This window comes from Stenotrophomonas sp. 109824_Sma (assembly GCF_056480025.1).
Genome location: NZ_CM151078.1, coordinates 2001757 through 2026312, shown reverse-complemented (window position 1 = coordinate 2026312; position 24556 = coordinate 2001757). Strand labels below are relative to the sequence as shown.

At 66.3% G+C, this 24556-nt stretch carries 26 protein-coding genes; 10 read left to right on the top strand and 16 right to left on the bottom strand.

The window, feature by feature from the left end; translation table 11 throughout:
- Positions 1-57: 57 nt before the first annotated feature.
- The 9 genes from ACZK1G_RS09700 to ACZK1G_RS09660 all read right to left on the bottom strand — a co-directional run bounded on the left by ACZK1G_RS09700 (position 58) and on the right by ACZK1G_RS09660 (position 10694).
- Positions 58-1032, bottom strand: a complete 975-nt coding sequence (locus ACZK1G_RS09700; RefSeq protein WP_101765347.1) for an ABC transporter substrate-binding protein — start codon at positions 1030-1032, stop codon at positions 58-60.
- Positions 1033-1048: 16 nt separating this feature from the next.
- A complete protein-coding gene (locus ACZK1G_RS09695; protein WP_080347527.1) occupies positions 1049-2794 on the bottom strand; it encodes an amino acid ABC transporter permease/ATP-binding protein in 1746 nt (581 codons plus the stop codon).
- Positions 2791-3342, bottom strand: a complete 552-nt coding sequence (locus ACZK1G_RS09690; RefSeq protein WP_049445818.1) for a GNAT family N-acetyltransferase — start codon at positions 3340-3342, stop codon at positions 2791-2793. Before ACZK1G_RS09690 ends, ACZK1G_RS09695 begins: the two co-directional genes overlap by 4 nt.
- Entirely contained in the window at positions 3339-4559 is a 1221-nt protein-coding gene (locus tag ACZK1G_RS09685; RefSeq protein WP_101765346.1) for a M20 aminoacylase family protein, read from the bottom strand. Before ACZK1G_RS09685 ends, ACZK1G_RS09690 begins: the two co-directional genes overlap by 4 nt.
- A 4-nt stretch (positions 4560-4563) precedes the next feature.
- A complete protein-coding gene (locus tag ACZK1G_RS09680; RefSeq protein ID WP_101765345.1) occupies positions 4564-5907 on the bottom strand; it encodes an LLM class flavin-dependent oxidoreductase in 1344 nt (447 codons plus the stop codon).
- Between the two features lie 18 nt (positions 5908-5925).
- Entirely contained in the window at positions 5926-6921 is a 996-nt protein-coding gene (locus tag ACZK1G_RS09675; protein ID WP_101765344.1) for an MsnO8 family LLM class oxidoreductase, read from the bottom strand.
- Positions 6922-6935: 14 nt separating this feature from the next.
- Positions 6936-7313 (bottom strand): DUF3088 family protein, encoded by a 378-nt coding sequence (locus ACZK1G_RS09670; RefSeq protein WP_219626372.1) that lies wholly within the window; start codon positions 7311-7313, stop codon positions 6936-6938.
- Positions 7314-7455: 142 nt separating this feature from the next.
- A complete protein-coding gene (msuE, locus tag ACZK1G_RS09665) occupies positions 7456-8037 on the bottom strand; it encodes an FMN reductase (protein ID WP_101765343.1) in 582 nt (193 codons plus the stop codon).
- Positions 8038-8117: 80 nt separating this feature from the next.
- The gene (locus ACZK1G_RS09660) at positions 8118-10694 is read right to left on the bottom strand and encodes a TonB-dependent receptor plug domain-containing protein (protein WP_101765342.1); all 2577 of its coding nucleotides are present in this window, start codon (positions 10692-10694) and stop codon (positions 8118-8120) included.
- Between the two features lie 316 nt (positions 10695-11010).
- On the opposite strand from ACZK1G_RS09660, the gene ftrA reads away from it, so the two are divergent.
- Positions 11011-12012, top strand: a complete 1002-nt coding sequence (gene ftrA, locus ACZK1G_RS09655; RefSeq protein WP_101765341.1) for a transcriptional regulator FtrA — start codon at positions 11011-11013, stop codon at positions 12010-12012.
- Between the two features lie 79 nt (positions 12013-12091).
- Positions 12092-13336, top strand: a complete 1245-nt coding sequence (locus tag ACZK1G_RS09650) for a hypothetical protein (RefSeq protein ID WP_101765340.1) — start codon at positions 12092-12094, stop codon at positions 13334-13336.
- Between the two features lie 18 nt (positions 13337-13354).
- Here the strand turns inward: ACZK1G_RS09650 and ACZK1G_RS09645 are convergent, their stop codons facing one another.
- From ACZK1G_RS09645 to ACZK1G_RS09635, 3 genes are all read right to left on the bottom strand, one after another.
- Positions 13355-13855 carry a hypothetical protein gene (locus tag ACZK1G_RS09645; protein ID WP_032129310.1) on the bottom strand — a complete coding sequence of 167 codons (501 nt, stop codon included), beginning with the start codon at positions 13853-13855 and terminating at the stop codon, positions 13355-13357.
- A 90-nt stretch (positions 13856-13945) separates the two neighbouring features.
- The gene (locus tag ACZK1G_RS09640; protein ID WP_101765339.1) at positions 13946-14533 is read right to left on the bottom strand and encodes a TetR/AcrR family transcriptional regulator; all 588 of its coding nucleotides are present in this window, start codon (positions 14531-14533) and stop codon (positions 13946-13948) included.
- A gap of 108 nt (positions 14534-14641) precedes the next feature.
- Positions 14642-15586: an AraC family transcriptional regulator gene (locus ACZK1G_RS09635; protein WP_101766397.1), complete on the bottom strand. Its 945-nt coding sequence runs from the start codon at positions 15584-15586 to the stop codon at positions 14642-14644.
- A 108-nt stretch (positions 15587-15694) separates the two neighbouring features.
- Here ACZK1G_RS09635 and ACZK1G_RS09630 point away from each other — a divergent pair, with 108 nt between their 5' ends.
- Complete coding sequence (locus tag ACZK1G_RS09630) at positions 15695-16534, top strand: oxidoreductase (RefSeq protein ID WP_101765338.1); 840 nt, start codon at positions 15695-15697, stop codon at positions 16532-16534.
- A gap of 48 nt (positions 16535-16582) precedes the next feature.
- Here ACZK1G_RS09630 and ACZK1G_RS09625 read toward each other — a convergent pair whose 3' ends face one another.
- Positions 16583-18352 carry an oleate hydratase gene (locus ACZK1G_RS09625; protein ID WP_101765337.1) on the bottom strand — a complete coding sequence of 590 codons (1770 nt, stop codon included), beginning with the start codon at positions 18350-18352 and terminating at the stop codon, positions 16583-16585.
- Between the two features lie 141 nt (positions 18353-18493).
- Positions 18494-19018 carry a GNAT family N-acetyltransferase gene (locus ACZK1G_RS09620; protein WP_101765336.1) on the bottom strand — a complete coding sequence of 175 codons (525 nt, stop codon included), beginning with the start codon at positions 19016-19018 and terminating at the stop codon, positions 18494-18496.
- A gap of 166 nt (positions 19019-19184) precedes the next feature.
- Here ACZK1G_RS09620 and ACZK1G_RS09615 point away from each other — a divergent pair, with 166 nt between their 5' ends.
- From ACZK1G_RS09615 to ACZK1G_RS09585, 7 genes are all read left to right on the top strand, one after another.
- Complete coding sequence (locus ACZK1G_RS09615) at positions 19185-19640, top strand: SRPBCC family protein (RefSeq protein ID WP_101765335.1); 456 nt, start codon at positions 19185-19187, stop codon at positions 19638-19640.
- Positions 19641-19650: 10 nt separating this feature from the next.
- Entirely contained in the window at positions 19651-19983 is a 333-nt protein-coding gene (locus ACZK1G_RS09610) for an ArsR/SmtB family transcription factor (protein ID WP_049445795.1), read from the top strand.
- Positions 19984-19985: 2 nt separating this feature from the next.
- Positions 19986-20444, top strand: coding sequence for an SRPBCC family protein (locus tag ACZK1G_RS09605; RefSeq protein WP_101765334.1), 459 nt, complete (start codon positions 19986-19988; stop codon positions 20442-20444).
- A 135-nt stretch (positions 20445-20579) separates the two neighbouring features.
- Positions 20580-20999, top strand: coding sequence for a helix-turn-helix domain-containing protein (locus ACZK1G_RS09600; protein WP_049445792.1), 420 nt, complete (start codon positions 20580-20582; stop codon positions 20997-20999).
- A complete protein-coding gene (locus tag ACZK1G_RS09595) occupies positions 20996-21862 on the top strand; it encodes an alpha/beta fold hydrolase (protein WP_049445790.1) in 867 nt (288 codons plus the stop codon). Before ACZK1G_RS09600 ends, ACZK1G_RS09595 begins: the two co-directional genes overlap by 4 nt.
- Complete coding sequence (locus tag ACZK1G_RS09590; RefSeq protein WP_101765333.1) at positions 21855-22232, top strand: DUF4180 domain-containing protein; 378 nt, start codon at positions 21855-21857, stop codon at positions 22230-22232. Before ACZK1G_RS09595 ends, ACZK1G_RS09590 begins: the two co-directional genes overlap by 8 nt.
- A 97-nt stretch (positions 22233-22329) precedes the next feature.
- Entirely contained in the window at positions 22330-23094 is a 765-nt protein-coding gene (locus ACZK1G_RS09585; protein ID WP_101765332.1) for a COG4705 family protein, read from the top strand.
- Here ACZK1G_RS09585 and ACZK1G_RS09580 read toward each other — a convergent pair.
- Both ACZK1G_RS09580 and ACZK1G_RS09575 read right to left on the bottom strand, forming a co-directional pair.
- On the bottom strand, positions 23091-23873 hold the full coding sequence (locus tag ACZK1G_RS09580; protein ID WP_101765331.1) for a 3-hydroxybutyrate dehydrogenase: 783 nt from the start codon (positions 23871-23873) through the stop codon (positions 23091-23093). The two genes, ACZK1G_RS09585 and ACZK1G_RS09580, sit on opposite strands and share 4 nt — an antisense overlap.
- Positions 23874-23934: 61 nt before the next feature.
- Positions 23935-24414 carry a tetratricopeptide repeat protein gene (locus ACZK1G_RS09575; protein WP_158297993.1) on the bottom strand — a complete coding sequence of 160 codons (480 nt, stop codon included), beginning with the start codon at positions 24412-24414 and terminating at the stop codon, positions 23935-23937.
- Positions 24415-24556 lie beyond the last annotated feature (142 nt).

The window sequence follows — 24556 nt, the reverse complement described above, 5'->3', positions numbered from 1 at the left end:
CAGCCGAGCATGGCTCGGCTCTACAAAAGCAGCGGTAGCGCCGGGCCATGCCCGGCGTCAGAGCGTCGGTAACCCTGGCGGGTTGGTCTGCGACTGCGGCACGGCCTCCTCGGCCACGTTCCAGCGCGCCAATGCCTGCGCATAGGTACCGCTGCTGATCTGGGTGTTCAATGCCTGCGTCACCGCGTCGGCCAGGCCGCTGCCCTTGCGCGTGGTCACCGAGATCGCTGCGGCGTTCGGCCAGCCTCCGGGGAACAGGCCCACACGCCGCACCTTGCCGTCCCGCGCCGAATAGGCACCAGTAGCATTGGGCTCGAACGAGACATCGGCTCGGCCGGTGATCACCGCCAGCCGCCCAACCACGGCGTCATCGAAGTACTGGTACTCCACCGGCTTCAATCCCGCCGCGATGTTCTGCTGGTCCCACTGCCGCAGGATCTGGTCCTGGTTGGTGCTGGCACCGACCACCACCTTCAGCCCGGCCACGTCAGCCGGCTTTTCGATCTTCTGGATCGGCCCATCAGTGCGCGTGTAGATTCCCAGCAGATCGTAACGGTAGCTGGAGAAATCGAACTTCTTCTTGCGCTCTTCGGTCACCGTCACGTTCGACAGCACGGCATCGTACTTGCCTGATTCCAACCCCAACGGCCAGTCCGCCCACGCCACCGGCACGATCACCAGTTTCAGGCCCAGCCCATCGGCGATCAGCCGTGCGATGTCCGGCTCGATACCGACCACGTCCTTGCTGTCGGCGCCGTAGTCGGCCAGCGGCAGCTGCCCCGGATGCGTGGCCACGGTGAACGTGCCGGGCGTGACGAAGCGGTAGCCGGCGGGAATCAATGCCTGCGCCTTCGGATCGAAGGTGCCCTTGAGCACCGCCGTGTTCGCACCGGCCAGGCTGGTCGCGGCCACGGTGCTCGCGTCCGGTGCCTGCCGCACGCGCGAGTAGACGATGCCGGCGATGCCGATGACCAGCACACCCACGATCAACAGGGTGCTGCGCGAGGGGCGACGCGGTGCTGCAGGGCTCATGGTGTTCCTTTCGAAGTTACAGGGTCTTGGCCAGGAAATCGGCGGTGCGCTGCTGGCGCGGACGTTCGAACAGCGCCTCGGGCGTGCCCTGCTCGATCACCCGCCCCTGGTCCATCATCACCACGTGGTCGGCCACGCGGCGGGCGAAGCTCAGTTCGTGGGTGACGATCACCAGGGTGGTACCGGAGCTGGCCAGCTCCTCGATCACGCTCAGCACCTCGGCCACAAGTTCCGGGTCCAGCGCCGACGTGGGTTCGTCGAACAGCAGTACCTTCGGTTGCAGGGCCAGCGCGCGCGCAATCGCGATGCGCTGCTGCTGGCCGCCGGACAGCTGGCGCGGGAAGGCATCGGCCTTGTCGGCCAGGCCGACCCGTTCCAGCAGCGTGCGCGCCTGCTGCTCGGCCTGCGCGCGCGGCACGCCCCGCACCGCGATCGGTGCCTCGATGATGTTCTCCAGCGCGGTCAGGTGCGGGAACAGGTTGAAGCCCTGGAACACCATGCCCACCTCGGAACGACGGCGGCGGATCTCGCGCTCCGGCAGCTCGTACAGGGTGTCGCCATCGCGGCGGTAGCCGATCAGCTGGCCGCCGACGGTCACATAGCCACTGTCGGCACGTTCCAGATGGTTGATCAGCCGCAGCAGCGTGGACTTGCCGGCACCGGACGGGCCGATCAGTACCGTCACGCTGCCCGCGCGCAGGTCCAGGTTCACGTCCTCCAGCACCGGCTGGTCGCCGAACACCTTGCCTACGCCATGCAGCGACACCGATGCCCCCTCACCCGCTTCAACCTGCGCGGCAATGCGCGGGCGATTGACCACGCGCGGTGCGGAATCACCTGTGGCGCGCGTCGGTGACGAGACACGCGATACCGAGCGCTCGCGCTGCAGCTGGCCGCGCGCGAAGCGCTGCTCCACCCGTCGCTGCAGCAGCGACAGCACGGTCAGGATCACCAGGTACCAGACCGTGGCCACCATCAGCAGCGGCACCACTTCCAGGTTGCGCCGGTAGATCACCTGTACCGTGTAGAACAGCTCCGGCAGCGCCAGCACGTAGACCACCGAGGTGCTCTTGGCCAGGCCGATCACATCGTTGAACGCCGCCGGCAGGATCGAGCGCATCGCCTGCGGCAGGATGATGCGACGCACCTGGCGGCCACGTGGCAGGCCAAGCGCCGCTGCGGCCTCGTACTGGCCATGGTCGACCGACAGAATGCCGCCACGGATCACCTCGGCCGAGAACGCGGCCTGGTTCAAGGTGAGACCCAGCACTGCGGCGGTGAACACGCCGATCAGCTGCGTCGTCGGGTACGAGAATAGACTGATGCCGGTGAACGGAACCCCCAGCTCGATGGTGCTGTACAGGTAGCCCAGGTTGTTCAGCAGCAGCAACAGCACCAGCAGCGGAATCGAACGGAACAGCCACACATAGCCCCACGACACCGCCGACAGCAGGGGCGAGCCGGAGACGCGGGCCAACGCCAGCAAGGTGCCCAGCGCGAAACCGAGGCCGGTACCGAGCGCGGTCAGCAGCAGCGTACGGCCCAGGCCTTCCAGCACCGGGCGTGCGAAGAACCACTCGGCGAACGTGCCCCAGCCCCAGCGCGGGTTGCCCAGCACCGATTGCAGCCCGATCAGGATCAGGGCCAGTGCCAGCACCGTGCCGACCACCTGCAACGGATGCCGGGCCGGCACGATCTTCAACGCCGGTGCTGGCGCCGGGCGTGCGGCAATGCCATCCAGCGCGGTCGAAGGCGTGCTCATGCGTGGGCTCCATGCAACACGGCCTGTGATGGCACAACGACCGGCGCCGATACGCTCAAGTGCTTCTCGAACGGCAGATGCGCGATGGTTTCCGGGTCGGCCTGCAGGTCGAACAGCGCGGTGTAGCCATGGCTGAGGTACAGGCCGACCGCTTCAGGCTGACGGAAGCCGGTCGTCAGGAACACCCGCCGGTACCCTTGCCGCGCCGCCTGGTCTTCCAGCTCCTGCAGCACGCGACGCGCGATGCCCTGGCGGCGCAGCCCCGGCAGCGTCCAGATGCGCTTGAATTCGGCGGTATCCGGATCGCGGTGCGGCATGAAGGCACCGCCGGAGATCGCCACACCCTCGCGCAGCAGCAGCACGAACGCCCCTACCGGCGCCGCGAACGCCTGCGCCGGGTAGCGCTGCAGCTCCTCGCGGGCACTGCCGCCGATGCGCCGGCGCACGTCGGCGTAGCGGCTGTCGTACTCCTGTTCCAGCCCATCGAACAGAGGCCGCGCCAGTGGATCGTCCACCGAGGTATAGAGGAAGCGTTCGTTGCTGCTCATGCCACGTCCTTCACCAGATAGTCTTCGGCCAGCCGCGCCCACAGGCTGGCGGCCGGTGCGATGGCGGTGTCGTTGAACACATAGCGCGGGCTGTGCAACGGTGCGCTGTCGCCGTTGCCGACGAACACGAAACTCCCGGGCCGCGCCTGCAGCAGGAAGGCGAAGTCTTCGCTGGCCGTGCGCGGCGCGAACTCCGGCACCACCTGTTCGCTGCCGAAGCCCTGTACGGCCACGTCGCGGATGTAGGCGGTCTGCCGTGGATGGTTGATCACGCTGGGGAAGCCACGCGGAAACGCGATCTCGGCGCGCGCGCCGAAGGCGGCCGCGGTCTGCTCGGCGATCTCGGTGACCCGGCGCCGCAGCGTGTCGCGCACTTCCGGCAGGTAGGCGCGCACGGTCAGCTTCAGCTCGACGACGTCCGGGATCACATTGGCGGCCTGCCCGCCGTGGATCGAACCGACGGTGACCACGCCCATCTGCCGTGGATCCACATTGCGCGACACCACGCTCTGCAGCGCGGTGACGATGTGCGCTGCCGCCAGGATCGGGTCGACGCTGCCCTGCGGCTCGGCACCGTGGCCGCCCTTGCCGATCACTTTCAGTCGCGCCCAGTCCACCGATGCCATCGCCGGACCGTCGACGAAGCCGAAGTGCCCCACCGGCACACCCGGCCAGTTGTGCAGGCCATAGATCGCATCCACCGGGAAGCGCTCGAACAGGCCATCGGCGATCATCTTCGAAGCGCCCGAACCGGTTTCCTCGGCCGGCTGGAACACCAGCTGCAGGGTGCCGTCGATGCGGCCGTGATGGGCCAGGTAGTGCGCCGCGGACAGCAGGATGGCGGTGTGCCCATCGTGGCCGCAGGCATGCATCAGCCCCTCGGTCTGGCTGGCGTACGCCAATCCGGAATCCTCGTGGATCGGCAGTGCATCGATGTCGGCGCGCAGGCCCAGGCGACGGCTGCCCTGCCCGCGCTGCAACGTACCGACCACGCCGGTGCCGCCGAGGCCGGTGGTGACCTCATAGCCCCACTGCTGCAACAGCTCGGCCACGCGTGCGCTGGTGCGGTGTTCCTCGAAGGCCAGCTCCGGGTGCCGGTGCAGGTCATGGCGGATCGCGATGGCCGCCTCGGCGCGCGCCGCGATGTCGGGCAATATACCCGTCGTTCGGGAATTCCGCTGGGCATGGCCCGGTGCTACCGCGCTTTCTCCGCTCATCGCCTTACCCTGCCTTCCGCGCCGGCTCGGCGTCGGTCGAGTGGCGGCTGGCCTTGTACGGCAGGCCCAGATGCGCGCGCAGAGTCTGCCCTTCCAGCTCACGCTGGTGGTAGCCGCGCACCTGCAGGATCGGCAGCACCTGGGTCACGAAATCGTCCAGGCCTTCGCGCTGTGCCGCGAAACCGAGGATGAAGCCGTCGCTGGCACCGGCATCGAACCACCGGATCAACTCGTCGGCCACATGTTCCGGCGTGCCGATGAAATTCGGTCGCGGGCTCACCGCTTCCAGTGCCACCTGGCGCAGGCTCAGGTCCTTCTCGCGCGCGTCCTGCTTGATGCGATCGGTGGTGGAACGGAACGAGTTGCTGCCGATGTCACCCAGCTCCGGGAACGGTGCGTCCGGATCGTACTGGCTGAAATCGTGGTGGTCGAAGAAGCGCCCCAGGTACGCCAGCGCATCCTCCAGCGTGGCCAGCGCGGCGATCGCCTGGTACTTGGCTTCAGCCTCCTCCGCGGTGCGGCCGATGATGGGGCCGATGCCCGGGAAGATCTTCACGTCGTTGCCGCTGCGGCCGTGCGCGATCGCCGAGTTCTTCACCTTCTGGGTGAACGCGCGGGTTTCTTCCAGCGACGGCGAATGGGTAAACACCGCATCGGCATACTTGCCGGCCAGCGCGATGCCATCGTCGGACGAACCGGCCTGGAAGATCACCGGCTGGCCCTGCGGCGAACGCTGGATGTTGAGCGGCCCTTCCACCTGGAAAAAGCGTCCCCTGTGGTCGAGGCGACGGAATTTTTCCGGCGCGAAGAACGTGCCACTGTCGCGCTCGCGCACGAAGGCATCGTCATCCCAGGAATCCCACAGCCCCTGCACCACCTCCAGGTACTCGTCGGCAATCTGGTAGCGCAGTGCATGCTCGGGGTGTGGGCGGCCGTAGTTGCGGCCAGAGCCCTCCAGTGGCGACGTCACCACGTTCCAGCCGGCGCGGCCGCCGCTGAGCAGGTCCAGCGAAGCAAACTGGCGGGCCACGGTGAACGGGTCGCTGTAGGAGGTCGACAGCGTGCCGGCCAGGCCGATCTTCTTCGTTGCCGTGGCCAGCGCCGACAGCAGCGAGATCGGTTCGAAGCGGTTGAGGAAGTGCGGGATCGACTTCTCGTTGATGTACAGGCCGTCGGCCACGAAGCCGAAGGCGATGCCGTTGTCCTCGGCGGTGCGCGCAATGTCGATGTAGAACTGCAGGTTGACGCTGGCGTCAGCCGGATTGGAGGGGTGCTTCCAGGCATGCATGTGGCTGCCGGGGCCCTGCAGCATGATGCCGAACGGAATGTGGCGCGGGGTCGTGCTCATGGGAATCGCTCCTGCAGGTCAGGCCACCGCCGCGCGCGGCGCGGGCGACAGCAGTTCAAGGGATGTCAGGCGCGCATCGAGGTCGGCCACCGGCGCATCGAGAATGAACTCGCCCACGCCGAAACGCCGGTGCAGAGCGTCCAGTTCGTCACGCACGTGCTGCGCATCACCGGACAGCACGCTCGGGCGCGTTTCCTCGATGCGGAAGTCGGCCACGCCCACCTGGCGCGCGTACTCGGCAGCCGCCTCGGGGCTGGGCAGGTTCACCGTCTGGCCGGGACCAAGGTGCAGCTTGTAGACGCGCAGCGCACCAATATGACGCGCTGCGGCTTCGGCAGTCGGCGCGGCGAAGGCCACCGTGGCCAGCAGCGGTGGCTGCGTGGAAGCGCTGCGGTAGGCATCGAATGCCGCCTCGATGTGTTTCGGGTCACCATCGAAGTGCGCGGCGTAGACGAAACGCCAGCCCAGCTCGGCCGCCTGCTTTGCGCTCTGCGGGCTGGCGCCGAGCAGGAAACGTTCCGGCGCCTGCTGCGGAACCGGCCGTGCCTGTGCGTTGGCATGCGCGTGGTCTTCACTCAGCGTGCCGGACAGGAAACCTTCCAGGTCGCGCAGTTGCTGGTCGAAGTCGGCGAACGCCGGGCGCCCGGCTGCCAGCGCGGCAGTCGAGGCCGGCAGGCCACCCGGGGCCTTGCCAACGCCAAGATCCACACGCCCCGGCGCCAGCGCCGACAGCAGGTTGAAGTTCTCCGCCACTTTATAGGGCGCGTAGTGGCGCAGCATCACCCCACCACTACCGATGCGGATGCGCCGGGTCTGTGCCAGTACCCACGCAGCCAGTACTTCCGGCGCCGGGCTGGCCAGCGTTGGTGCAGCATGGTGTTCGGCAAACCAGTAGCGGTGGTAGCCCAGCTGCTCGGCGCGCTGCGCCAGCTGCAGGCTGTTGCGCAGCGCCTGCTCTGGCGAGGCACCCTCGGCCACTGGGCTCTTGTCCAGCACGCTGATCTGATAGCTCATGGTCACGTCCTCGCTCAGGGGTGGGCCACGGGAATGCCAAGCAAGCCGTTCAGCGCGGCCAGGATCGGCTCGGCACCGGAGATGTACTGGCGGTCCTGGTGCGCGCCACTGGCCAGTTCGCTGCGCACGCCTTGAGGCAGCACCAGCTTCGGCAGCGACTGGTCCTGCTCGCCGATCTCGGCGATCACCTCCCGGCGCGGCCGGGCAAAGCCGATGCGGCGTACGTCCAGCTGCGCGTCCAGGCCATCGATGCTCGACAGCGCGCCCTCCAGCAACAGGCTGTGCCGGCAGAAGAAGCGCTGGCCGGGAATCTGGCCGTCCTCGAACTCACGGTCGAGCAGGAACAGGATGGGTTTGCTTGCTGCGTCGAAAGTCACTGGGGTCGTCCTCATCGGGGCCGGCAATGCGATGCCGCTTCGATATCGATGCTAGAGATGTCGGCGGCCGCGGCAGCGATGCCTGGCGACAATCGGCGGTCAGATCCGGCCATGCAAATGCGGCGTGGCCATAAGCAAAGCGCTGCCGGTTATGGCGTCAGGCGATGCGTCGCAGCGGCGCCGCCACGGCCAGCGCCTGCGTAGCCAGATGGCCGGCTGCGCGCTCGGTCGCCAGCGCGATGCGTGCCTGCAAGGCTGCACTGTTGATGCGCTCGCCCTCGAAGTCGGCGGGCGTGGCATACACGCCGATCGGCAGCGTGTGCGCCTGCAGGAAACTGAACAACGGCCGCAGCTGGTGGTCGATCACCAGCGCATGGCGCTCGCTGCCACCGGTCGCTGCCAGCAGCACCGGCGTATCCACCAGCGCCTCCAGCCCGATGAAGTCGACCAGGTGCTTGAACAACCCAGGATACGAGCCGCGATACACCGGCGCGGCCACCACCAGCAGCTCTGCCGCCTCGATAGCCTGCAGTGCCTGCTCCACTGCCGGCCCCGCCTCATCGCGCGACAACGACTGGCCCAGTGAACGCGCGATCGGCGCCAGCTCCACCAGCTCCACGCTGGCGTGCACCCGCTGCTGCAGCGAGTCCAGCAGATGCCGCACCAGCAACAACGTGCGCGACGTCGCCGAGCTGGTCGGCGACCCGACCAATGCAACCACCCTCAATGCAGAAGACATGAACTGCTCCCGTGTAGAGCCGAGCCATGCTCGGCTGCCTTTCGCTTTTGTAGAGTCGAGCCATGCTCGACTGGTCCAGATCAAAACCGGTAACTGACCCGCCCATACCAGTACGCACCCACATTGCTCAGCACATCGCCGCTGTCCCAGGTGGTCTCGATGCTCGCCACATCGGTGGCACTGCGCGCGTACTCCGGAACCTTGCGCGTGCGCTTGTCGAACACGTTGTTGATGCCCAGCGCCGCACTCCAGCCCGCACCCAGCTCCACGCCGCCGGACAGGTTGGTCACCAGCACCGGCGGCTGCTTGTACTCCACGCCGTTGTTCAGCCGCTTGATCGGGCCGTAGTAGGTGAAGTCCAGGTTCGAACGCCAGCGCCCGTTCTGCCAGCCCAGTCCCGCCACCTGCGTGTAGCTGGGCGTGCGGAAGCGCAGCGCGTACTCGCTGGATCTGGTCAGCAGGTTGATGTTCGGCAGGCCCTGCAACGCCGCTGGAATGTCGCTGACCTTCTGGATCGTGGTACGGCCGACATTGGCCGCGTAGCTCCAGCGCAGCTTGCCCCACGCGGTTTCCTGGTTCGCCTCCAGGGTCAGCTCGACGCCGCGTGTACGGGTATTGCCCACGTTGGTGAAGTAGCTGGCGTAGAACGCATCACCCGGCAGGATGCTGATGCCGGCCGAACCCAGCAGCGCATCGATGGTGTTCTTCTGCGCCGCACTCAGCACCGTCCCGCTGTTGTCGGTGATGCGCGCCGGATCCTGTGCGTTGTAGCCGATCTGGCTGGACTGGCCGAGCTGGCCGCGGATGTCGATCTGATAGGCATCCACTGCCAGGTGGAAGGCCGGGCTCGGGTCCCAGGTCACGCCCAGGCTGTAGTTGGTGGCCTTCTCCGGCTTCAGCGGCGTTGCCCCCAGCGCAAGAGCCGCCGGCGAAGACACCTGCGCCACCAGTGTGGTCCCGCACGGGCAGCTGCCGGTGGCCTGGTAGTACTGCGCGCCCAGGCTGGGCGCGTGGAAGCCATTGCTGACCGTTGCCCGCACACCCAGCGCGTCGGTGAAATCGAAGCGCGTGGTCAGGCGGCCGGTGGAAACGCTGCCGAAATCGGAATGGTCTTCCCAGCGCGCGGCAGCATCCAGGTACCAGCGCGAGGTGATGTTGGTGGCGGCACCCACGTACACCGCCTTGCTGGTGCGGGTCGCCTTCACCGCGTCGGCGGTGGAATAGCCGACGAAGGCTGCCGCACCGAAGCCGGTGTACGACTCCCACTGCCCTGCTCCGCGCTCGTACTGCTCGTGCTGATACTCGGCGCCCGCGCTCACCTCCAGCGGCGAGGCAAATGCCGCCACCTCGAAGCCGCGCCGCAGGTCCAGGTTGGCAATGCCCTGCTGGTAGTCCAGCTTGCCGTCGTAGAAGTCGGTGGGCGAGCCGGGGTACGGCAGCGAGTAGTTCACCGAATTACGGGTATAGGTGCGCACCGTGCTGCGGTTGCCGGTCAGGCTGGCGTCGTAGTCCCAACCCGCGATCTGGCCTTTCACACCGGCCGTACCGGTGTACTGCTTCTCCTTGGTTTCCAGCACCGGCAGGAAGCCATCGGGAAACACGCTCAGCACGCCGGGGGCCTTGTAAGTAGTGAAGATCGTCGCCGGCAGGCGGAAATTCTGGATCGCCTGCGCGGTGCGGTCACTGGCCGTGGCGTTGGCGTAGAACTGCGCGCTCTCACCCAGACCATGGCCCACGTTCACCGCGAAGGCCTTCAACGCATACGACGGCGAGCTGAGGATGGTATTGGCTTCGGCATTGCGGCTGGCCTCGGCCGGGTTCGGCGCAGCACCTGCTGGCAATCGATTGTTCGGCCGCAGCGCCACCAGATTGCCGCTGCCGTCCACCGCCGGGTAGCTCAGGTAGCCATCGATGTAGCGGCGGGTGCGGATCGCATGGTGCTGGCGGGTGGTCTCACCGGACAGGTTGACGAAGCCATCCTCGCCCCACGGCAGGCCGACGTTGGCGCGCACGCTGGTACGCGAACCATCACCATCGATGCTCTGCCCGCTCTCCACCGATACATCGCCACCGTGCGCCTGCGATTTCAGGATCACGTTGACCACGCCGGTGATCGCGTCCGAGCCGTAGATGGCCGAAGCGCCATCGCGCAGCACTTCCACATGGTCGATGGCCGAGACCGGAATCAACGCCAGGTCCGCCCAGGCATGGCCGGGGAACCCGCCCCCATTGGCCCCGCTTACATAGGCGCTGGCATTGCGGCGCTTGCCGTTGACCAGCACCAGCGTGTAGCCCGGCGACAGGTTGCGCAGCTGATAGCCGCGGATGAGGCTTTCCTGATCGCTCTGGTAACCGCCGATCTGGCTCAGCGACGGCAGGCTGCGCTGCAGCGCTTCCAGCAGGTTGCCCTGCCCGGTGGCAGCGAGGTCCTCGGCGGAGATCACGTCAATCGGTGTGGAACTGTTCTTCACCGTGCGCGTGCTGGTGCGTGAGCCGGTCACCACCACCGCATCCAGCGTGGATGCAGCAACGTTGGTCGCCGCCGCGGTGGTGGCAGGATCCGCATCGGCTTCCGCGGCATGGCTGGGCGTCGCAGCGAGGGCGGCAGCGATCAGGACAGCGAGAGTACTCAGGGCTGGGGCGTAGGCGGCAGGCATGGGGGCTCGTGGGGGTGGGCCGGAAACACGCTTCCATTCAAGGGCCTGTTCACCCACCGCGACAGGCGCGATCGCGTCACCCAGCCGTAACATCCGGCCACCCACATGACCGCTGGTAATGACGTTAGGCGGCCTGCACACACGGGGTCGGATCCCTTTCCAAAGGAAAGGGCTCCGACCCCAGGCACGCATCCCTTCACGGGGTCAGAGCCCTTCCTGCGGAAGGGATCCGACCCCAGCCTCCATATGCCCGCCCAGCATCACCTCATGCCCGCGCACCACTCAGCGCCCCGCACCGCCGCCGTAGCATCAAGCCATGCCCAGCCCACCCGCCGATCCCGCCGCGCCGCTCGTCGCCATCGTTGCCTGCCACGGCCAGGGGCTGTTCGAGTTCGGCTGTGCGGTGGGCCTGTTCGCGCCGATAAGGCCCGAGCTGGGCGTGGCCTGGTACCGCACCCAGCTGTGCGCAGGCGAGCCCGGCGCACTGCTCATGCTCGGCAACACCCAGGTGCAGCTGCCCTACGATCTCAGCACCGTTGATGACGCCGACATCATCGTCATCCCCGGTTGGCGCGAACCCAGCGAACGTCCACCGCAGGCCCTGCTCGATGCACTGATCCGCGCCCACGCACGTGGCGCACGCATCGCCTCGATCTGCTCCGGTGCCTTCGTGCTGGCCTGGGCCGGCCTGCTCGATGGCCGCCAGGCCACCACCCACTGGCGCCTCACCGAAGCGCTCGCGCGCGAGTTCCCGCGCATCGACGTGCGCGAGGATGTGCTGTATGTGGACACCGGCAGCATCATCACTTCGGCCGGCTCGGCCACCGGCATGGACATGATGCTGCACATGGTGCGCAAGGATTACGGTGCGCGCGTGGCCAACCTGGTGGCCGAACGGCTGGTGTTGGCACCGTGGCGTGATGCCGGCCGCAGCCAGCGCGTCAGCCGCGCCATTCCTCATGGCGAGCCCACGCGCCTGGCAAAACTGATGGAATGGATGCGCCGCAACCTGCGCGAACCACACTCGCTTGGCAGCCTCGCCGAGCAGGCCGCACTCAGCCAGCGCACCCTGCAACGGCAGTTCCTGGAAGCGACCGGCCTGTCACCCATCGACTGGCTGATCCGCGAGCGCGTGGCCTTCGCCCGTGAGCTGCTGGAAACCACCGACCGGCCCTTGCAGTGGATTGCCGAGCAGGCCGGTTTTGGTTCTCAGGAATCATTCCGTCGGCATTTCCGCAGTCAGGCCGACGCCAGCCCGACCGAATACCGCAGCCAGCATCGCAATGGCATCGGTGTCGACCGCCTGGTTGGCTGCTGAGCGCCCTCGTTCCCGACTTTCCACGCCATCACCACCGCTGCACTATAGGGGCATGCCCCACACTGCCGATGGAACGGTGATGACCAACAGCTCGTACCGGAATTACCGCGTTGGCATCGGCGTGTCGCTGCTGCTGGCCGCGCTGATCGCCACGCTCTCGCTGATCGCGGTGGCTACCCCCAACCTGGGCTGGGGCGTCGTGGCGCTGGCCACCGTCGCGATCTGGGTCGGCCTCCCGCTGCTGCTGGTCCTGCTGCTGGTGTGGCTGCGCTACATGGTGCGGCAGCGCGGGCGCATGCCCGGCCGTGTACACGCGTTGATGTTCGCGCCGACCACCGCGGCCCTGCTCATCGTCCCCGTGTGGCTCTCCCTGCAACGCAGTTGGGACAGCGTTGCAGGTGGCTCGCGTGCGCCCATCGCGGAGATGCATATCAACCTCAGCGGGCACCCCCTGTGGCTGGACACCTCACCGTACGCGTCCACCGGCTCCGGCGCTGGCCCGGATCTGCCCATGCAGGGCGACACGCCCGAGCGCTTCATGGCCTTCCACCGCTACCCCAACACGCAGTCCGACGCAGACCGCGCGTTCCCGTACGAAGACGCACGCCTGAAGCGCTCCGTTGACCACTACCGCTACGCCACGCCGTCCGGAGATCGCGCCGTCACCGATGTGCCACTGGTCCGCCAGGCGTATCCGGACACCACGCCGTTCAACACCGGATGGCGCCGCACGGGCACACCAGAGCTCGTGCACCTCTATTACCACTACAGCGATCATGTGGAGGTCGCGCCCACGCTGGCACGTCTCAGCGGTCTCACCGCCGACGAGCTGGAGCGCAGCCGCTTCGAAGGCCTGGTGCTGTTCAAGATCCACAACTACGGCAGCGCGCCGATCGTGCGGATGGAAGTCAATGGCACCGCACTGGATATCGGCGACAGGGCCATTGCGAGTATCCCGGTCGCGCCCGTCGATTGCACCGCCTACGGCTTTCCTGCCGGTGTCGCGCTGATGTCGCTCGACCTGCCGCTGCAGGTGCGCTGGCAGACCGTCGCTGCGCCCACGCAATGGCACAGCGCGCGCGTGCAGGTGCCCACCTTCCGGCAGCCGCAGCCACTGCAGGGTCAATCAACCTTGCAGCGCGTCCTGCTGTACGTGCTGCCCGATGATGCGCTGGCCGCAGAGCGCTACGCCGAGGTGTTTGACGGCGATTCGCGGCGCGGCATCAAAGCCACCGGCCTGCCGGCCAATGCTGCGGCCCACGCGCGATGTGGCAGCGCCCGCGCCACCTACGGCGAAGGCGCCGACACCGTGCTGGCTGACTGACGCCCGGCGGCGGCGCTGTCAACCACGCGCGCGTACGCTGCGCTCATGAATCATCCAGCACTGCGCCAGAAAGCCGATCGCAAACACCACCGCACACCCCAGCAGCGTCTGCTGTATCACGGGCGCCAGCGGTGCGGCGGCAACAGGGTGGCCCACCGGCAAGCGGGTCAGCGTTTCGTTCACACCCGGCACCAGCGACAGCAGGAAACTGAAGGACAGCGCGAACGTCGACAGATAGCGCGCCGAGCGTCCCAGCCAGCGTAGGCGTGCCGCCAGAACACCGCCGAACGCCACCAGCAGCACGATCACGCCGAAGGCATGGCCTGGATTGAGCCCGCCTGTGCTGGAGACGGTGAACGAGGTCGCCACCGACAGCACCAGGCCAATCAGATAAACCTTGCCCGAGCGCGTGCCGGGATCGATTGCCCGGTGGCGGATGAAGCCGTACAGGCCGGCCAGGATCGGCACCAGGCTGATGGCGGTATGGATCGCTCCGAGAAGGGAAAGGGGATGTGCCATGGGAATCTCCATCAGTGATGTAAACCTACTAGTAGGTAGGCATGCAAATCAATAAAAGGCCCGCGTAACCGCAGGCCCATCACACGAACGTCAGGCGGCCGCGCTCACCCGCGCGATGGCCAGCCGGGCCAGCGTCGCGAACGTGGCCGCATCACCGAAGCCGCGCGCAGCCAGCATGGCGCCATGCACCGCTGACATGAACGCCTTGGCCTCATCGGCCGCCGAGCCCTGCAACTGCAGTTGGCCTATGGCAGCGCCCTTCTCCAGGGTCACCGCCAGCCAGCCACTCAGGTCCTCGAAATGGCCGCGCACTTCCTCGGCGATCTCTGCCGGAATCATCGGCGCTTCGGCGGCCAACATCGCGCAGATGCAGAACGACGACGTGCCACCTGCGATGCAGCTGGACCAGTAATCCACATAGGCGTTGAGCTCCTGCAGCGGGTCATCCAGCTGCCGGTCCAGCAGCGCCAGGCCTTCGCGCGCCTCGGCTCGGTAAAGCTCAACCACCGTGCGCACCAGGTCCGCCTTGCTGGGGAAATGGTGATGGATGCTGGCCTTGCTGATGTTCACCCGTGCCGACACGTCGGCATAGCTGAAACCGTTGTAACCACAGGCTTCCAGCAGCGATCGGGCATGCGCCAGGATCTCCTGGGCCTTTGGCGAGAGCGACTCTTTCATGAGTCTTAACCTACTAGTAGGTAGGCATCCTGTCAACCACTCAGATTCCCTGGTAGTGCCGGCCGCTGGCCGGCATGTCGAGAACGCCGGGGAAACCCCGGCGGCCACTCAATGCGAAGACACGTACAGCGCATCCGCTGGTGGCGGTGGCAGCGCAAAACTCCGCCGCATCCGCGCCACCTCGGCCGCCGGCGGCAACGCGAACAGACGCTTGAACTCGCGGTTGAACTGGGACGGGCTGGCATATCCCACCGCCAGCGATGCAGCCTCGGCGGTCATCGCCTGCCGCAGCATCAGCAGCCGCGCCTGGTGCAGGCGGGTGGACTTCACGTACTGCATCGGCGACGTACCGGTAATCGCGCGGAAGTGGTCGTGGAAGGTCGCCACGCTCATGCCCGCCTCGGCCGCCAGCCGGCCCACGTCCAACGCAGTGGCATATGAGGCGTGGATCGTACGCAGCACCCTGCCGATGCTGCCGAAGCGGCCGCGCATGGCCAGCGCCTCGCGCATTGCGCCGCCCTGTGCCCCGGTCAGCACGCGGAAGTACACCTCACGCACCAACGCCGGCCCGAGCACGGCAGCCTCCAACGGGTCAGCCAGTGCCTCCAGCAGGCGTAGCACCGTGGCCTGCATCGGCGCCTGCATCGGGCTGGACATCATGCTCTGTGCCGGTGCCTCCGATGTGTCCACCTGTTCCCCCAGTTCAATCAGCAGGTCTGCCGCCAACTGCAGATCCAGATGCAGGTAGATCGCCAGCAGCGGCGCCTCTGCAGAAGCATCGGTTTCCATCGTGAACGGGACCGGCACCGAAACTGCCAGGTAGTGCTGCGCGTCGTACTGGTAGACCTGCTCGCCCAGGTAGCCGCGCTTCACGCCCTGGCAGACGATCACGATGCCGGGGTCATACAGCACCGGCGTGCGTGCCAGAGGCCGGTCGGAGCGCAGCAGCCGCACCCCCGGCAGCGGCGTGAGCGTATAGCCCTCCTCCACCGCCAAAGTCTGCAGCAGGCCGACCATGCGCGCCTGCATCTGCCGTCGCAGGGAATCGACCACCGGCACAGGCACCCCAGAGAAATAGGCAAGAATGGCCGAATCCTAGGCCTGTGGTGGGCACCGTTCAAGCACTAACGTGCAAGCCCTGTCCACCATGAGCGCCTCCCCATGTCCCCGTCCCGCCTTCTCCTCATCACCGGCGTCAGCAGCGGCTTCGGCCGTGCCCTCGCCCAGCAGGCACTGCTGGCCGGCGATCGCGTGGTCGGCACCGTGCGCAACGAAACCGACCGCCAGGCGTTCGAAACGCTGGCGCCCGGCCGCGCATTCGGCCGCCTGCTGGACGTCACCGATGCCGATGCCATCAATGCGCTCGTCACCGATATCGAAACCAACGTTGGCAGCATCGACGTGCTCGTCAACAACGCAGGCTACGGACACGAAGGCATCCTCGAAGAATCGACGCTGGCCGAGCTGCGGCACCAGTTCGAGGTGAACGTGTTCGGCCCGGCCGCGCTGATCAAGGCCGTGCTGCCGCACATGCGCGCGCGCCGCCGTGGCCACATCCTCAACATCACCTCCATGGGCGGCTTCATCACGATGCCCGGTATCGCCTGGTACTGCGGCAGCAAGTTTGCACTGGAAGGCATCAGCGAAGTGCTTGGCAAGGAGGTTGCGCCGTTCGGTATCCATGTCACCGCCGTCGCGCCGGGCTCCTTCCGCACCGACTGGGCAGGCCGTTCGATGGCGCGGGCACCGCGCAGCATTGAAGACTACGACGCGCTGTTCGATCCCATCCGCAGCGCGCGTGAGGCAAAGAGCGGCCACCAGCTCGGTGATCCGGTGAAGGCTGCGCAGGCCATGCTGCAGGTCATCGACAGCGACGCGCCGCCCAGCCACCTGCTGCTGGGCAGTGATGCACTGCAGCTGGTACGGGCGAAGCTGGCGTCGATGGCCGGCAGCATCGATACCTGGGAACATCTGAGCCGTTCGACCGACGGCGCGGTTTGAGGCCCGGAGGCAGCTGATGTCTTCATCAACTGCCTTCATTCCACCCGCTCAGTCCTCCTGCACCAGCTTGAACTCGCGAAGCAGGCCACCGATCTGGGTCTTGTCCAGCTTGTTCATCAGCAGGTTGCGCAGGAACGCCGGGCCAGGAATATCCAGCTCCTTGCCATCGCGCAGGCGACCGGTCGCCGCCAGCAACGAGCGCACGTCATAGGTGGAATTGAACACCTCCGGCACGCCGCGTTCGATCCCCAGCAGGGTGTACACCGCTTCCATCGGCGTGCGCACCGAATACTCGGTGGTAAAGATGCAGTCGCGCTGCTTCGATTCGGCAAACTGGCCGATGAAGGCGAAGTTCACCGCCCCCTCCGGCACCACGTCCGGGCGGTCACCGGCCTGGCGCGGCATGAAGAACGCGGTGATGTACGGCATCATCACCGGCACCGTCTTCGCGCCGGTCGCCGCCAGTTCATCGATTTCTTCCACCGGCACGCCGAGGTGATACAGCCACTCGCGGGTGATCTCCTCGCCGGTGCAGTCCTGCATCGGCTTCTTTACGTAATCGCCAGGCGTATCGACGAACAGTGAGTACACCCAGACCACGATCTGGTCCTTGGGCTGATTCTTGAAATGCGGCTGGCGGTTCACTGTCCAACTCATCAGCCAGCGCGAATCGCGCACGCTGACGATGCCGCCGGTCACCACCTTGCCACTGAACGGGTCGCGCTTGGCGATCTTCTGGATGTAGGCCGGAATGCGTGCATCCAGCGTGGTGACCGTCGCCGACTCCCACTTGGTCTGCGGAATGTGCGCACCGAACACGTCCGGGCGCCCGAACGCTGGATCCCTGGCAGCAATGCGACGCCACAGGTCCCAGGCAGGCGCCGGCCCCTCATTCAATCGCGCAGCCGTGTGGTGATCGCCATTGTCCGAGTTCTCGGTCAACGAACCGATCGTCATGAACACAAGGTCATCCGCGCCCAGATCCACGTCACCGGCTACACCGTCACGCGTCCAGTGGATGCGCGTGGCCTGCTTGCGGCCAGCCGCCAGATCGAAGTCGACATCGGTCACCTCGGTCCCGTACTGGAACACCACGCCCTGGTCCTGCAACCACTTCACCAGCGGCAGCACCAGCGATTCGTACTGGTTGTACTTGGTGAACTTCAGCGCCGAGAAATCCGGCAGGCCACCGATGTGGTGGATGAAGCGATGCAGGTACAGCTTCATCTCCAACGCCGAATGCCACTCCTCGAACGCGAACATGGTGCGCCAGTACAGCCAGAAGTTGCTGTCCAGGAAATCACGGCCCAGCACCTCGTCGATGCGCTTGTTCTCCATCTCCTGCCGGGTGGCCAGGAACAGCGCGATGATGTCCTTCTGCGCCTGCTCGGTCAGGGTGAACAGGCCGTCGGTGTGCGCATCCTCGCCGCGATTGATCGTGGCGCGCTGCAGGGAGTAGTTCGGGTCGTCCTTGTTCAACCAGTAGAACTCGTCCAGCACGCTGGCATCTTCAATCTCCAGCGACGGAATCGAGCGGAACAGATCCCACAGGCACTCGAAGTGGTCTTCCATCTCGCGGCCGCCGCGGATCACGAAGCCCTTTTCCGGCACCTTCAGGCCATCCAGCGCGCCGCCGGGAATCTGCTGCTGCTCAAGGAGGGTGATGCGCTCACCGGCCATGCGGCCATCGCGCACCAGGAACGCGGCACCGGCCAGCGAGGCCAGGCCCGAACCGACAAACCATGCCCGCTTGCCATCGACACCGGCGGGCTTGCGCGGGCGCGCGAAGGCTTCGTAGTTACCACTGCTGTAGTACATGCGCTGCTCCTTCCTGGAGGGGGTCATCAGGAACCCGCAGTGGAATGACACAGCCATTCCATGCAGGTCATGGCCCTACTCTAGCGCCGAACCGATGTACCGTTTCCTGCACGCACGCTGCGACCGAATGACGCAGCCACTTCAGAGCTGTCGCCCCAGCAGCATGCCCGGCCAGCCATCCACGTTGAACGGCGCGATGCGCGTATAGCCGCAGGACTCATAGAAGCGCACCAGATCACCGTTACCACCGCCGTAGCAGTCCACGCGCAGATGGTCGAGCCCGGCAGCGCGCGCCTGCTCATCGGCAAAGGCCATCAGGCGCCGGCCGATGCCACGCACGCGCACGTCACGCGATGCCACCAGTACCCGCACATACAGTTCCGGGCCGGTGGGCGCAGGCACATACGGCATCGACTCGCCCAGCGCCAGGAATGCGCGCACCACGCCGTGCTCGTTCCGGGCAACCCATGCACCGGGCAGCGCGCAGGCTTCGGTCACCTGGGTGATCCGGCGCGGCATCATCGACCACGGCTCACTGCCCCATTGCTGCAGGTTGCCGATCGACACGAACCATTCGATCACCTCATCGAACAGCGCCAGCACCGCGGGGGCATCGGCCTCGCTGGCACGGTGGATGTTCAAGATGTCCTTTCCAGCTTCAGTCATGCATGCACTCCCTGACGTTCCGTAGATCCAGTAGTGCCAGGCCATGCCTGGCAGGTGCCCAGTGTATTGATCCAGTCCACCGTTCACCGGATTTGACATGCAGGTATTTACCTGCATATAGTCCAATCAAGGGCGGCGCCTGCCGGCCCATCGCGAGGAACCCGCAGTGGTGGATATCGCACACAGGGTCGGCATCAAGGCCCCCGCAAGACAGGTGTACCAGGCCCTGGCAACCCCCCAAGGCGTCGCCGCCTGGTGGGCCGAAGACACCCAGGGCGACCGCGAGGTCGGCGGCACGGTCAAGGCGCGCTTCACGAACAACGGCCAGGAAATCGGCGCGATGGAAATGAAGCTGGAACAGCTCATTCCAGGCGAGCTCGTGCTCTGGCGGTTCCTCGCCGGTCCCGCCGAATGGATCGGCACCCACGCGCGCTTCGTGCTGAAGCAGGAGGGCGACTATTGCATCGTCCTGTTCACCCACGAGGGCTGGAAAGAGCGCGTCGAGTTCACCTCCCACTGCAGCACCAAGTGGGCGGTGTTCCTGATGAGCCTGAAGGCCCTGCTGGAAACCGGCAAGGGCCAGCCCAATCCACACGACGTCAGGATCGACAACTGGAACTGAAGACATCCCCATGGCGGTAGACAACGTGCGCGACGCAGACAAGGTCTTCAAGGCACTGGCCGATCCCACGCGCCGGACGCTGCTGGACCTGCTCTGCGAGCACAACGGCCAGACCCTGGGCCAGCTGTGCGACCACCTGGACATGGCCCGGCAATCGGTCACCCAGCACCTGGGCCTGCTGGAAGACGCCAATCTGATCAGCACCGTGCGCCGTGGCCGCGAGAAGCTGCACTTCATCAACCCGGTGCCCCTGCATGAAGTCTACGAGCGCTGGGTACGCAAGTTCGAGCAGCAGCGCCTGAGCCTGCTGCATGACCTGAAACGAGAACTGGAAGGAGAATGACGATGTCCGCAGAGTCCACCCGCTTCATCCACGTGATCTACATCGCTTCCACCCCGCAGAAGGTGTTCGAGGCCATCACCCGCCCCGAGATCGCCAGCCGTTACTGGGGCCACGAAAACGTCTCGGACTGGAAACCCGGCTCGCGCTGGCAGCATGTACGTGCCAACGAAACACGCTCGGTCGAACTGGTGGGAGAAGTGGTGGAAAGCACTCCACCCTCGCGGCTGGTCATCACCTGGGCCGCCGCCTCGCAGGCCGAGAACCCGGACGCCTACAGCCGCGTCACCTTCGATATCGTGCCCTACCAGGACATGGTGCGCCTGACCGTCACCCACGACGAACTGGAACCGGGCAGCGGCATGGATACCGGCATCCGCCAGGGCTGGCCGATCGTGCTTTCCAGCCTGAAGTCGCTGCTGGAGACGGGCAAGGGCTTGGATGTGTTTGCGAAGCCAGCGTAGTCGTCGGGATGGTTGGCCCGCGCGAGCGGCACCGGGCAGATGGCCCCCCGGTCGCCGCCGCCGCGCAATACCAAATCGCTCCCACAAATTGCATTTCATGGAACAATAGGGAGCACATGGTTCTCGAGTTCCGATATGTCCCCCGCGTTGCTAACTGTCGAACAGGCTGCCCAGCAGCTCAGCCTGCACCCCAAAACCGTCCTGCGGCATATCCGTAGCGGCCAACTGCGCGCGACCCGCATCGGTAAGTCCTATCGCATCACCGCTGAAGACCTCGACGTGTTCACCGGCACCGTGCGTGAGCCCTCCGCTGCGCGCCCACAGCTGACCACGGTAGTGGATATTCCCGGATGCGGTGCGGCACGTGCCGCCGACTTGGTCCGTGCCCTGCATGCGCGCGTCACCGGCCGCGAGGCCGACGATGAGCCGCTGCGCATGGAGACGATCTATTCGCCTGAGCACGATGTGCTCAAGCTGATCGTGATCGGTGGCCTGGCAGGTTCCACGGCGCTGCTGGTCAGCCTGCAGCGTCTGCTGCAGGACCACAGCGCATGAAGCGGCAGCGCCCCGGCATTCCCACGCAGCGCGTACTTGCCGCCTACCGCCAGGTGCTTTCGGACTGGCCGGTACCACACGAATCGCACCATCTCGCCACCCGCGCCGGTTCGACATTTGTGGTCAGCTGCGGCTCCGAACACGGCCCTGCCCTGGTGCTGCTGCATGGCACCCTCAGCAATGCCGCCAGCTGGATGTTCGATGCCGCACGTTGGAGCGAGTACTACCGCGTGCATGCCGTCGACATCATTGGCGAACCAGGTCTCAGCGAAGGCACGCAACCAGCGCTGGACAGCGATGCGCATGCGCAATGGCTGGATGATGTCCTCGACGCACTCGGCGTGCAAAGCGCTGCATTCGTGGGCCTGTCGTTCGGCGGTTTCCTGGCAATGGATTACGCGTTGCGAAGGCCTGCCCGGGTCAACGCACTGGTCCTGGTCAGCCCCTCGGGTATCGGGCGCCAGCGTGCATTCCTGCTCAAGGCGCTCCCATTGTTGCTGCTTGGCCGATGGGGGCGCGAGCGCCTGCGCCGTGCGGTCATGGGCCCCGCGCCACTGCATGCACCTGCACGTGCGCAGCCGCTGCTCGACCTGCTGGCATTGATCCGTGCCGAGGTCCGGCCACGTCCGCTGCGCATTCCCCGCATCAGCGACGAGCGCTTGGCTACGTTGCATCCACCGGCAGCCCTTGTCATGGGCGCGCGTGATGCCCTCATCGACACCCCTGCCGCCGCCGAACGCATGAAACGGCTCGTCCCGACGGCGGACGTCACCCTGCTGGCAGACGCCTACCACTACATCCCCGGCCTGCGCGAAGACATCCTCGCCCGGCTGCGTCGACTGCAGAGCCTCCAGCATGAATGATTCCATTGAGTACATCGGCACCACCCGTATCCTGCGCACCGAGACGCAGGGCCCCGCACTGGACGGCAACGGCCTGCGTGATCTGGTCGGCGACGCCCTCGGGCACCAGGCCGAGTGGATTGCCGTGCCGGTGCAGCGCCTATCGCCGGACTTCTTCGAACTGCGCTCCGGCATGGCCGGTCAGTGGCTGCAGATGCTGGTGAACTACCGCCTGCACTTCGCCGTCCTGGGCGATGTCAGCGGCTACCGCGCACAGAGCGAATCGCTGGACGCGTGGATCACCGAATGCAACCGCGGCCGCGACGGCTGCTTCGTGGCCGACTGGGGCGCCCTGCTGGCGCGCCTTTCGGCCCCCGCCTGCGCCGGCTGAACGCCGCCCCCACGCTCACCCTCGCCAAACCTGGTTCCGACTGCACTCCGACGCCGCCCGCCACAGCATCACCCGCGGGCTCCCCAGGCGACGTTCGATGAGTGCTTCAGACGCAGATTCCCTGCACAGCAAAGTGGCGGCGGTTACCCTCGGCTTCTGGGTGATGAAGATCGCCGCCACCACCCTCGGCGAGACCGCGGGCGACCTGCTGTCGATGACGCTCAACCTGGGCTACGTGGCCAGCTCGGCCATCCTGCTGGCGATGTTCGCCGTCCTGCTGGCCGTGCAATTGTCCGCGCGGCGCTTCCATCCGGTGCTGTTCTGGTCGGTAGTGCTGGCCACCAGCACCGCCGGCACGACGATGTCCGACCTGATCGACCGCACGCTGGGGCTGGGCTACGCCACTGGCGCCAGCCTGCTCGCCGGCTGCCTGGCGCTGGTGCTGCTGGCCTGGCGCCTGTCTGAAAAGTCGATCTCGGTCAGCAACATCGCATCGCGCCGCGCCGAAGGCTTCTACTGGACCGCCGTGCTGTTCTCCAACACGCTCGGCACCGCCTTGGGCGATTTCCTCGCTGACGATTCCGGGCTGGGCTTCACCGGCGGCGCGCTACTGATCGGCAGCCTCATCGCGCTCACCGCGCTGGCCACCCGCATCAAAGGCATCAACCGGGTCATCCTGTTCTGGATCGCCTTCGTGCTCACCCGCCCGTTCGGTGCCACCTTCGGCGACCTGCTCACCAAGCCGCTGGAAAAGGGCGGCCTCGGCTTCGGCACGGTGGGCTCGTCGCTGGTGCTGTTCACCATTCTCGCCACGCTGGTCGCGCTGCCGATGCTGCAGCGGCGCGCGCAACCCGCCAATTAGCGGGCCGTCCAGCCCCCATCCACCGGCAGCGCCGCGCCGGTGATCTGGGCCGCAGCATCCGAGGCCAGGAACACCACCATCTCGCCCAGTTGCTCGGGCGTCACGAACTGCAGCGAGGGCTGTTTCTCGGCCAGCAACGCGCGCGCGGCGGTCTCTTGATCCGTACCCTCGCGCTCGGCCAACGCAGTGATCTGCTGCTCGACCAGCGCGGTACGCACCCAACCCGGGCAGATCGCATTGGCGGTGATGCCGGTGCCCGCGTTCTCCAGCGCGGTCACCTTGGTGAACCCCACCACGCCGTGCTTGGCCGCCACATAGGCCGACTTGTTCACCGAGCCGACCAGCCCGTGCACGGATGCGATGTTGATGATGCGACCGGCGCCCTGCTGCTTCATATGGGGCAAGGTCGCCGCCGTTGCATGGAACACCGCCGAGAGATTCAGCGCCAGGATCGCATCCCACTTCTCTACGGGAAACTCGTCGATCGATGCGGTGTGCTGGATACCCGCGTTGTTCACCAGGATGTCGATGCGCCCCATCGTCGTAACAGCGTGGGCGATCATGTTCCGCACCGCCTCACCACGGGACAGGTCTGCGCCATCATGCGCCACCCGTACGCCGAACTCGGTTTCCAGTTTGGTACGGATACGTTCGATCTCCGCCGCATCGCCGAAGCCATTCAGCACAATGTCGGCGCCCTGCCGCGCCAGCGCCGTGGCGATGCCAAGACCGATACCGCTGGTGGAGCCGGTGACCACCGCAACCTTTCCACTGAACATGGGCAAGCTTCCATCGGGCGTAGGCAGCCAGTGTAACGTCACCGGCCCCCGCACCCACGTTCTACGCGTCCACGCCCAATGAATACGCCAACAGGAACTCCCTGGCGTACTCATTCCCACCCTGCGCCGAAGCGCGGATCAGGTACACCGCACGTGGTACGTCCCTGGCCACACCCTTGCCATGGAACAGCGCCAGGCCAAACTCGTACATGGCCGACGGATAGCCGGCCTCCGATGCCCGCTCAAAATGCGCGGCCGCCCGCGTGACGTCCTGCTCAACGCCGTCACCCATCAGCAGGCACAGCCCCATCGAGTAGATGGCCGGGATGTAACCCTTCTCTGCGGCTCGCTTGAGGGTCGCCAAGCTGTCCGCCTCGGCGTGTGCGTCGTCCTTGCCAGCAGGTATCGAAGAAGAAAGGAACAACGCTTCGGCACAGCCACGCGCAAGAGGCGGAGCGAGCAGCCGCCGCGCCGCCGCAATGTCACCACGGTCGAGCACCGCATCGAAGTCAGTCGTGAGCTGGGTGGGCATGTTCGTCATGGCGCAGGCTTCCTTCCTGTTTGCGGGCATCCATTCGCCCCATTGGGATTATGCATGCGCAATGCCGTGCATTCCTCCAGCCCACGAGGAATGGCGACCCAATGATCTGACTCGTGGGCCAAATCGACACAACCCATTTGCC